The sequence below is a fragment of the Tsukamurella asaccharolytica genome (assembly GCF_007858435.1).
Taxonomy (GTDB): Bacteria; Actinomycetota; Actinomycetes; order Mycobacteriales; family Mycobacteriaceae; genus Tsukamurella; species Tsukamurella asaccharolytica.
In genome coordinates this window covers 1-8,637 of record NZ_VIGW01000025.1, presented here as the reverse complement: position 1 = coordinate 8,637, position 8,637 = coordinate 1, and the positions used below count along the sequence as shown (strand labels likewise).

Sequence of the window (8,637 nt, the reverse complement as noted above, 5' to 3'; positions counted from 1 at the left end):
CCCCCCCCCCGGATCGCCGGCCCCGGGGGTTCTGAGCGTTGGGAGGTCCAGCAGATGACGAAATGCTTGACTGGCCATGAGGCTGGTCCGGCGAGTCCGTGATGGTGGCGGGTGCGCGGGGTGACTATTGTGGCGTCATGGCTCCGACGCAGCGTACGTATCGATGTGTGGAGGCCGACGTTCGCCGACGAAGCCGACGTGAGGCGTTCCTGGACGCCGCGCTCTGTGTCTTCACCGCGTTTTGTCGACGGTGCTCCGCGAACACCTCCAAGTCCTCCCCGCCGCTTCACAGGCCCTGATCTGCCAGAGCGCATAAAACCTAGTCAGAGCACTCGATATCGCACCGCTACTCAGTGGAGGAATCAGCCTCAAAACCGATCCTCCCATGCGCGCCATCCACGACGATGCCCGTGATACTCAGACGGCGAACACCGCCTCTACCGATCCCCTCGCAGCCGACACCACCACAACCAAGTTAGGGCGCCCTCGGGCCTGACTGTGTCGGATCGGTGACAATCGACAACGCCTTGCGGTGCCGGTGAACCACATACGACACCGACCACCGCGACGTCAGATCCTCGAGCTGCTGCTCCTCAAGCAACTTCACCCGCACCCACAGATGACTGCTAAGCCCCGGTATCCCGAGCGATCACATGCTCGGCATACGCGCACACCGAAGCCCGATCCCACCCTGACGGGACAACGACCGTCCGCCGAGAAGGCATCTGCAGATCATCCTCCCCATCCACATCCACGAACCTACGACCAAACGCGGCCACCCGCCTACAGTCGGGGCCAAATCACACCGCCCTGGTTGGAGCCAGACCAACTTGACATAGCCACCCGCTGGCGGGGTGTACTGCTGCGAGCGAGCAGTGATTCGAGATCTCCCGGTGTCCCGATCCACCCCGGGGACCACAACCGTTGCGCTGACCCGCAACGGTTGCTTGATCCAGTCGGGGGGAGCGCTCACCGGGCCGGTAAGAGCGCGAGGACAGGCGCTTGGCAACCACGCCCCTCGAGGCCGTGTTCGAGCATCACCTGGCCATCGGCCTCGTCGGCCGCGGTCCACGATGGGGGACTTGTACGACCGGATCCGCCAGTCGTCCGTCGCATCGCCCCGACGCACCGTCTATGGCGTCGACGGCGATGGCTCGCAGCGTGTCGACAGATCGCCACGACGGATCAGGACCCAGGTGAGCGGGAACCGGCGTCCTGCTCACGGTGGTGCTCCTGCGTGCGTTGTGTGAACGCGGCGGCCCTGCTTAGCGCCCTACTCGCGGACTTCCCGCGACTGGCCCGGTTAGCCTGACAAGGATGCTGCGGCCTTTCGCAGTGACGCCTCCAGAGTCGCTTCCGCCTCGGGTAGAGCTGCCGCGAGGGTTGTGACGGATCGGAGCCGCTCGGATGAGGCGTGATCCTTCTGTACTGCTGCGCGTGCGACTGCAGTCCAGGATGTCGCCGCATGGTGGGCGTTGGCTGCAAGGATGGCGGTTGCGTGATCGCCGGTGAGGCGTGCGATTTCATCGCAGCCCTGTGCCAGCAGTCGGCGGAAGAGGCCACCGCCGGTCCCCGCTTTCTCGATGAAGGCGCCGAGGCTGAATAAGTGCATCTCGAGGTCGTCGGTGGACAGGGCTCCCCAGCTGCAGACGTCGGATGCGAGAGCGCTGGCCGCGTCGAGGCCGTGTGACCCATGTTCTGCGGGCCCGGCGATCGTCGATGCGCCTGGGGTGCTCAGGCTCGCTGCGGATTGCGCGAATGCCTGTGCGGCCACCTCGATAATTGAAGGCGGCGTCTGTGGCCAATTGATACGAAACTGCGTGTGTCGGGTTGGCTCCGGGAAGGAGGTCGAGCGGCGCGCGCGTGCGAGTGCGTCCAGTGGGACGCGTTGAAGATCTTCGCGATCGTTGTCGGCGATGTACGCGATGCCTTGCGTCTCGTCGTAGCCGACTACCACGATGTCGTGGCGGCTCATGCGCAACTGGACCCGCAGATAGGGGAGTTCTGCGATCTCCGCCCAGACCAGTGCAGGGCGGCCCTGATCGATCTCGCCACGAAGGTTCTCCCAACCCTCGGCCGGGTCGTCGGTGGCAAGCACCTCGACGGTGCCGCCCAGACGGCGGGGGAGGTCCACCTCAAAATCAGGTCCTCGTCCGACCAAGTACACGGGTGGCATCAGCGCGCTTGATCGAATGTAGGTGAGGGAGAGGGCTCCGCCGAGGGCAAAGACGAGGCCCTCATCGGGTGGGCCGTCGAAACCGAGCCCGGTCCACTCCATGAGGTCTCGCATCGCACCGGACCCACAGTGGCCGCCCATTCGGTGCGGGTAGGGGTCGATCATCGAGGGGCCGGACACTGACACGAGTCTCCTGTGTTGAGGCGGTGCGGATCTTGTTCGTAGAGTCGATTGCCGGCCGACGACTGAGGCAGGTCGGGTTAGGCGTGGAATGCATCTAGTGGCGTCGCACGCTGCGTGAATATCAGAGGGCCATAGGCCTGTTTGAGAGCCGCCAGGATGTTGTCGAGAGGCAGGTCGTTGTACGTACCTCTTTCGCGGACGTACTCCATGTGTGTTGAGCCGTCCGCGGAGTGAGCGTGGAGCAACGCGTCGCTGTCGCCGGTGAAGTCGATCGGGGCAACTCCGAACCGTGCGCACAGTTCCGAGTTGAACGCGGGTGTTGCCTTGAGCCACCGTCCGTCGATGTAGACGTGGCTGTACCCGTGATAGACGAAGACGTCGGTTCCCATCAGCTCACGTAGGGTGCCCGTTTGGAGGTGGTTACGGACGTCGGCGAAGCCGAACCGCGCTGGGATCCCGGCGGCGCGAAATGCGGCGGTGAGCACGACGGCCTTGGGGACGCAGTATCCACGTCCGGATTCGATTACGTGGCTGGCCCGGTAATGCTCTGGGTCGTTGGAGACGGTGTACGGGTCGTAGCGGATGGCGTCGCGTACCGCGGTGAACAGGCGGCGAGCTTTGTCTTTGTCGGTGGTCGCGTTGCCGACGGCTTCGCGTGTGAAGGTCGCGACGGTGGCGTGCTCGATGTCGAGGAAGCGTGAACCCGTCAGCGCCGCCGGGCTGACCGCGTTTGTCGGTGATGTGGTCATGGGGTCGCTCCGATCAATGCGGACCTGACGATCGGCGCTCGTTGTGCAATGGCGCGCTTGGCGTTCACGAAGTCAGCGGGTCTGTTGACGCAGTCAGCTGCAATCAGTTCTCCGGCGGAGAAATAGTAGCAGGTGAAGTCGCGGCCATGGGCGGGGTCGCCGCTGACCAGCACCTCGTCGTATCCGGTGTTGAGCCCGGCGATCTGGAGTTTGAGGTCGTATTGGTCGGACCAGAACCACGGCAGTGCGGCACGACCGGTTGTGTTGTCGCAGATTGTGGCCGCCGCGATTTTGGCGTGCTCGGTTGTTGCGGACACGCACTCGAGACGAACACGTCTCCCGTACCGCTCGATTCGGTGGTTGGCGCAGTCGCCGGCTGCGACGATGTCAGGATCGCTGCTACGAGCGCGGTCGTCGACGAGGATGCCGTTTTCGACGTCGATGCCCGCAGCTGCTGCGAGCTCCGTGTTCGGAATGACGCCGACGCCGACGATGACCAGGTCAGCGGCCAGCGTTTCTCCACCGGCGAGGACAACGCTGGCGACTCGTTTGTCGCCGCGGAACCCCTCGACGATTGCGTCGATCCGTACGTCGACACCCTTCTCGCGGTGAATTCGATCGAAGAATTCCGACACGACGGGCGCCGTGACACGTTCGAGTACGCGTCCTGCCGCCTCCAGGACGGTCACTTCGACACCCAGGGTTCGAAGCGAGGCCGCTGTCTCCAGGCCGATGTACCCGCCGCCGACAATGACGACCCGCGAACCCGGGACCGCGGCGGCGCGGATGGCCTCGACGTCGGTGGCGGTGCGCAGATAGTGCACGCCCGGCAGATCGGCCCCAGGGACGGGCAGTGCGCGAGCTCGAGCGCCGGTGCACAGGGCCAACTTCGAGTAGGACACCGCGTCGTTGTTGCCGAGAGTGACGGTTCGTTCGGCACGGTCGATCGAGGTTACGGTTCCGTCGACGAGCTGGATCCGTTGCTTGTCGTAGAACTGGTGGCTTCGGATCGCGACATCGTCGAGATGGCAATCGCCGGCCAGGTATGCCTTGGACAGCGGCGGCCGCTGATACGGCAGGCGGCCCTCGTCGCCGATCAGCAGGATGTCTCCAGCCCACTTCTCCTTGCGCAAATTGGCCGCCAGCTGTGCGCCGGCGTGGCTTGCGCCGACGATCACGACCCGATCAGTGCTCACGTCTCCTGCTTGGGAGTCAGACGGACCATCATCTTGCTGATCCCACGAACGAAGTTGGACTGCACGTACTCCGGATCACCGACCACCGCGATGTCGTCGAAGCGCTCGAGGAGTTCTTCCCAGAGAATGCGCAACTGCAATTCGGCCAGGCGGTTTCCCATGCAACGGTGCACGCCGAAACCGAACGCGATGTGGTTGCGAGCGTTGGACCGATCGATGATGAGCTCGTCCGGGCGGTCGAACACTCGCTCGTCGCGGTTGCCGGAGGCGTACCACATGACGACTTTGTCGCCTTTGCGGATGAACTGACCGTTGAGCATCACGTCCTTCTTGGCGACCCGGCGCATGTACGCCAGGGGGGTTTGCCACCGGATGATCTCCGACACCGCGTTGGGGATCAGGTCCGGATTGGCTTTGAGTTTCTCGAACTGGTCGGGATACTCGTTGAGAGCCAGCACTCCGCCGCTCATCGAGTTGCGGGTGGTGTCGTTGCCGCCGACGATCAGCAGCACGAGGTTCCCGAGGAACTCCATGGGGCTGTCGTCGAGAAGGTCTTTGGTGTCCTCGTTGCTCTGCAGCATGGTGATGAGGTCGAAACCAGGCTCCTCGCCTGCCGCGGTCCGCGCGGCCTTGTCTCGCCATAGCGCACTCAAGCCCTGTGCCATCGCGACCATCTCGCGGAAAACTTTGTCGTTGTCTGATGGTCCGCCGTTGGCCTGCTCCATCGACGTGGCCAGATCCGACCACTGGACGAGTTTGTGGCGCTGCTCGTAGGGGTAGTCGAGCAATGTCGCGAGCATCCGCGCGGTCAGTTCGACCGACACGGTCTGGACCCAGTCGAACGGTTCGTCGAGCGGTAGCTCGTCGAGGACTTCCCGGACGCGCGACCGGATGAGGCCCTCCATCTCGCGCAGGTTCTTCGGTGCGACGACTCCCTGGACGGCGGCGCGCTGCTTGTCGTGCCGCGGCGGGTCCATGGCGATGAACATCGCGATGTCCATGAAGCGGGGCGGCCGACCGATGATGATGAACGGTTCGGCGGAGAACGCGTCGTGGTTCTTGTCGACAGCGATGATGTCGGCATGTCGAGTGACCGACCAGAACGGCCCGAAGGGACTGCGGGGCTGGAAGTGAACGGGCGCCTCATTGCGCACACGCTCGAAGTAGGACCGCCACCTGCCCTGTCGGTAGAGGAATGGGTTGCTCAGATCGATGTCGGTGAGTTCGACTTCCTCGACAGGCGGGATGGGGGTCTCGGTGAAGATCTTTTTGCCGTCGGTTCGGGTGACGATCCGGCGGGCCTTGTCATAGACGTGGGCGCCACGGATTTGTAGATCGATCGGGATCATGGACTGCGCTTTGTCGGCGAGGGCAGTTGAGATGCTCATAGATGTTGCTCTTTCGCTTTAGACGTTCACAACTGGAACTCGGGAAGGCGAACGGTCAGACCGTCCCACTCGTTGTTGGCGGTCATCTGGCAGGCCAGTCGCGAGTTGGCCTCACGTTCGGGGTGCATACTCAACATGCCTTCTTCGACGTCTGTGCTGTGTCCGACGGTGTCGATCCACGCGCTGTCGACGACGACGTGGCACGTTCCGCATGCCGCCTCACCGCCACAGTCGCCATCGATCCCCGGTATCGCCTCGTCGACTGCAATCTGCATCAGTGACCTGCCGGGCGTCACCGGCGCGGGGTAGTCCTCGCCGTCGTGGGTCACGTAAGTGATCGTGGCCATGGCCACCTCCTTGTTCGTGGGTCGTAGAGGTGAGTGTGCACGCGGCAGATGTGCTTGATCCAGGCTCGGACGTCGCGATGTCTTGTTAAATTGGCTCATGTGAGCCTTGTCGAGTTGGGGATACCGCCGCTAGCGTTCGCGCAGCTCCTCGACAGCGGTGCCCTGGGCGCGGCGGAGACGCGAGCGTTCGGACGCATCATGGCCCGCGAGGGCGTCGATCTCGCGGTCGTCATTGCGCGACAGGGCCAAGTGCCTGTCCGGTGGTTTCACGAGGTGTATCCGGCGATGGACGCCCAGCAGGGATTCCGGTTGGGCGTGGCGTTCGCCGAGCACGCCCAGCTGACCTCTTTCGGCCCCCTCAGTTTGCCGCTGGTCAGTGCGGGTTCCGTCCTCGAAGTTGTTCAACTGCTTCGGTTCTTGCCCCTGATATCGACCGCGCTGAGCACCGAGTTCCAGCACGGAGACTCTGGACTGACGATCGCTCTGGCCGGGCGCACAGATAGCCCCGGCACCGATTGTCTCGCCGTCACCTACGGTGGTCTGGCTGTCCTGCGGTTGGTGGACATGCTCGCCGGTGCCGTCCCCTCCGTGGAGCTTCATCTGACATGCCAGGCGCCGGCAGACCTGATCGTCGTGGGTGAGATCGGCCATCGGATCCTTTTCGACGCGCGCGCGGCGTTCGTGCATATACCGGCTGCCGTGCTCTACGACGTGTGCCGCTTCTCCGACCCCGTGGCCTACCGGATCGGTATCGCCGAGCTTCGACGCGTCTACGAACAGCGCAGGCCCAATTCCTACACGCAGCTGGTCCGCGCACAGTTCGATGCTGACCCTGCGCGCGCTGACGGCGCTCGTATCGCGGCGGAGCTGGCGACATCGGTGAGCACACTCAAGCGACGCCTGCACGCCGAGGGCACCACCCTGCGTCGCCTGCGGCAGCAGTTCGCCCAAGAACGAGCCACCGCGCGACTGCTGGATCCCGGCATCAGTGTCGGCGAGATAGCCGCAGAACTGGGGTACTCCGAGGTCGCCAGTTTCTCCCATGCATTTACACGGTGGGTCGGGTGCTCCCCGACTCAGTTCCGCCGCGCACCGTCGAATCAGCGGGCAGCGCCGGGCATCTGAGCAGGTCAGTCCGCGCGGAGGAAATTGACGAAAAAGCTGTCTACCGTGGAGGTGTCGGCGTAGCGCGCGAAGTGCGTGAGATCGACTTTCACGAACTCGCTAGTGGCGGAAAAGTAGGTCTCGCCCTCCACGGTCCCGCTCGCCCCGATGTGCAGGGTGTGATCGGCGTCCTCGTCGATCCACGCCGTGAGGCGTACTGGTACGTGGAGGGGTACCGGTCGGCGGTACTTGACCGTCAACGTGCGCGTGACGGCCGGGGTGCCGGCGATCCACAGCGTAAATCCCATGATGTCGTCGCACGCGGCCGAGATGGCCCCTCCATGCGCCAGACCTGGTCCACCGGAATGCTTTTCGGTGAAGGAGTGATCTGCAAAGACTCGGTCCTCGTCGCGGTAGACCTCGAGCTGCAGGCCGCTGGCATTTTCCGGCCCGCAGCCCATGCACGATGGGGAGTGCGCGGGCAGTCTGCTGGGTGCTGACATCACAGTCCTCGAATCGATGCTCGTGCCGGTAGCGGACCGCTACTGACGGTATCGTTGGCAGGATGCCACATACGTGGACCAACAGCGAGAAGAATGCGGGTAGCGGTGAGCATCGATGGCCTCGACGACGTCGATCCGCGGCGGGTTCGTTCCAGGAACCGTCTACTCGACGCCACGGCGGTGTTGCTGCGCAGAGGGGGAGTGGAGGCTGTCACCGTCGAGGCGGTCACCAGCTTGTCCAGGGTTGCCCGCACAACCCTCTACCGGCACTTTGGCAGTACCACCGACCTGGTCGCCGCTGCCTTCGAGCGTTTGCTGCCCCAGGCCGATCGCCACGAACTCTCGGGGTCGGTGCGCGAGGACTTGATCCGGTTGATGGATCGTCAGGCGGACGTCATCGAACAGGCGCCGCTGCAGGTCACCACGGTCGCGTGGTTGGCGATGGTGCCCGAACGGGCCGGCGAGCAGAGCAACGCCCTGGCCCCACTGCGTGCGCGGGTGGTCGATCACTACCGCGAACCGTTCGACCGATTGCTCACCAGTGCCAGTGCCGTCGACGAGCTCGACGATTTCGACCTGACCCTGGCCATCACCCAGCTCGTCGGACCGCTGATCTTCGCCAAAATCACCGGCATCCGGGCCGTCGACGCCGATGACCGCCGCCGCATCGTCGACGACTTCCTGACGGCGCATCGCCGCATGCCCTGACCGCTCGCACGGTCCACGCCGAGTCCGAAGACGAGCGACCGCGCCACCGCTTTTCGCTACATCATGTAGCGTACCGATCCAGGTAGTTCCGTTTCGGCAGGAGTGGTGTTGATGGTGGTGCACCGGCGATCGGCTGGCGCGCGGTCAGAACGCGCGGAATACAGCGCCACGCTTGCGCGGGTGGCTCGGTACGCGCTAGCGCACAAGGTTGTCGTCGTCGGCGCGTGGCTCGCGGTGGGTGTGGTGCTGGCGCTGGCGTTCCCGCAGCTCGAGACAGTCGTGC

8 protein-coding genes are annotated in these 8,637 nt (G+C 64.3%); 2 read left to right on the top strand and 6 right to left on the bottom strand.

The window, feature by feature from the left end:
* Window positions 1–1,303: 1,303 nt before the first annotated feature.
* From FK529_RS19560 to FK529_RS19540, 5 genes are all read right to left on the bottom strand, one after another.
* Window positions 1,304–2,341 (bottom strand): BtrH N-terminal domain-containing protein, encoded by a 1,038-nt coding sequence (locus FK529_RS19560; protein ID WP_074850301.1) that lies wholly within the window; start codon window positions 2,339–2,341, stop codon window positions 1,304–1,306.
* A 95-nt stretch (window positions 2,342–2,436) separates the two neighbouring features.
* Window positions 2,437–3,108, bottom strand: a complete 672-nt coding sequence (locus tag FK529_RS19555) for a transglutaminase-like domain-containing protein (RefSeq protein WP_068526269.1) — start codon at window positions 3,106–3,108, stop codon at window positions 2,437–2,439.
* Entirely contained in the window at window positions 3,105–4,304 is a 1,200-nt protein-coding gene (locus FK529_RS19550) for an NAD(P)/FAD-dependent oxidoreductase (RefSeq protein ID WP_068526270.1), read from the bottom strand. The genes FK529_RS19555 and FK529_RS19550 overlap by 4 nt, the downstream gene beginning before the upstream one ends.
* A complete protein-coding gene (locus FK529_RS19545; RefSeq protein WP_068526271.1) occupies window positions 4,301–5,692 on the bottom strand; it encodes a cytochrome P450 in 1,392 nt (463 codons plus the stop codon). Before FK529_RS19545 ends, FK529_RS19550 begins: the two co-directional genes overlap by 4 nt.
* A 26-nt stretch (window positions 5,693–5,718) precedes the next feature.
* Window positions 5,719–6,039 (bottom strand): 2Fe-2S iron-sulfur cluster-binding protein, encoded by a 321-nt coding sequence (locus FK529_RS19540; protein WP_068526316.1) that lies wholly within the window; start codon window positions 6,037–6,039, stop codon window positions 5,719–5,721.
* A 99-nt stretch (window positions 6,040–6,138) separates the two neighbouring features.
* On the opposite strand from FK529_RS19540, the gene FK529_RS19535 reads away from it, so the two are divergent.
* Complete coding sequence (locus FK529_RS19535) at window positions 6,139–7,164, top strand: AraC family transcriptional regulator (RefSeq protein ID WP_068526272.1); 1,026 nt, start codon at window positions 6,139–6,141, stop codon at window positions 7,162–7,164.
* A gap of 5 nt (window positions 7,165–7,169) precedes the next feature.
* On the opposite strand, the gene FK529_RS19530 is transcribed toward FK529_RS19535, so the two are convergent.
* On the bottom strand, window positions 7,170–7,646 hold the full coding sequence (locus tag FK529_RS19530) for a PaaI family thioesterase (RefSeq protein ID WP_068526273.1): 477 nt from the start codon (window positions 7,644–7,646) through the stop codon (window positions 7,170–7,172).
* 93 nt (window positions 7,647–7,739) lie between these two features.
* On the opposite strand from FK529_RS19530, the gene FK529_RS19525 reads away from it, so the two are divergent.
* A complete protein-coding gene (locus FK529_RS19525; protein WP_068526274.1) occupies window positions 7,740–8,354 on the top strand; it encodes a TetR/AcrR family transcriptional regulator in 615 nt (204 codons plus the stop codon).
* Window positions 8,355–8,637: the final 283 nt, after the last annotated feature.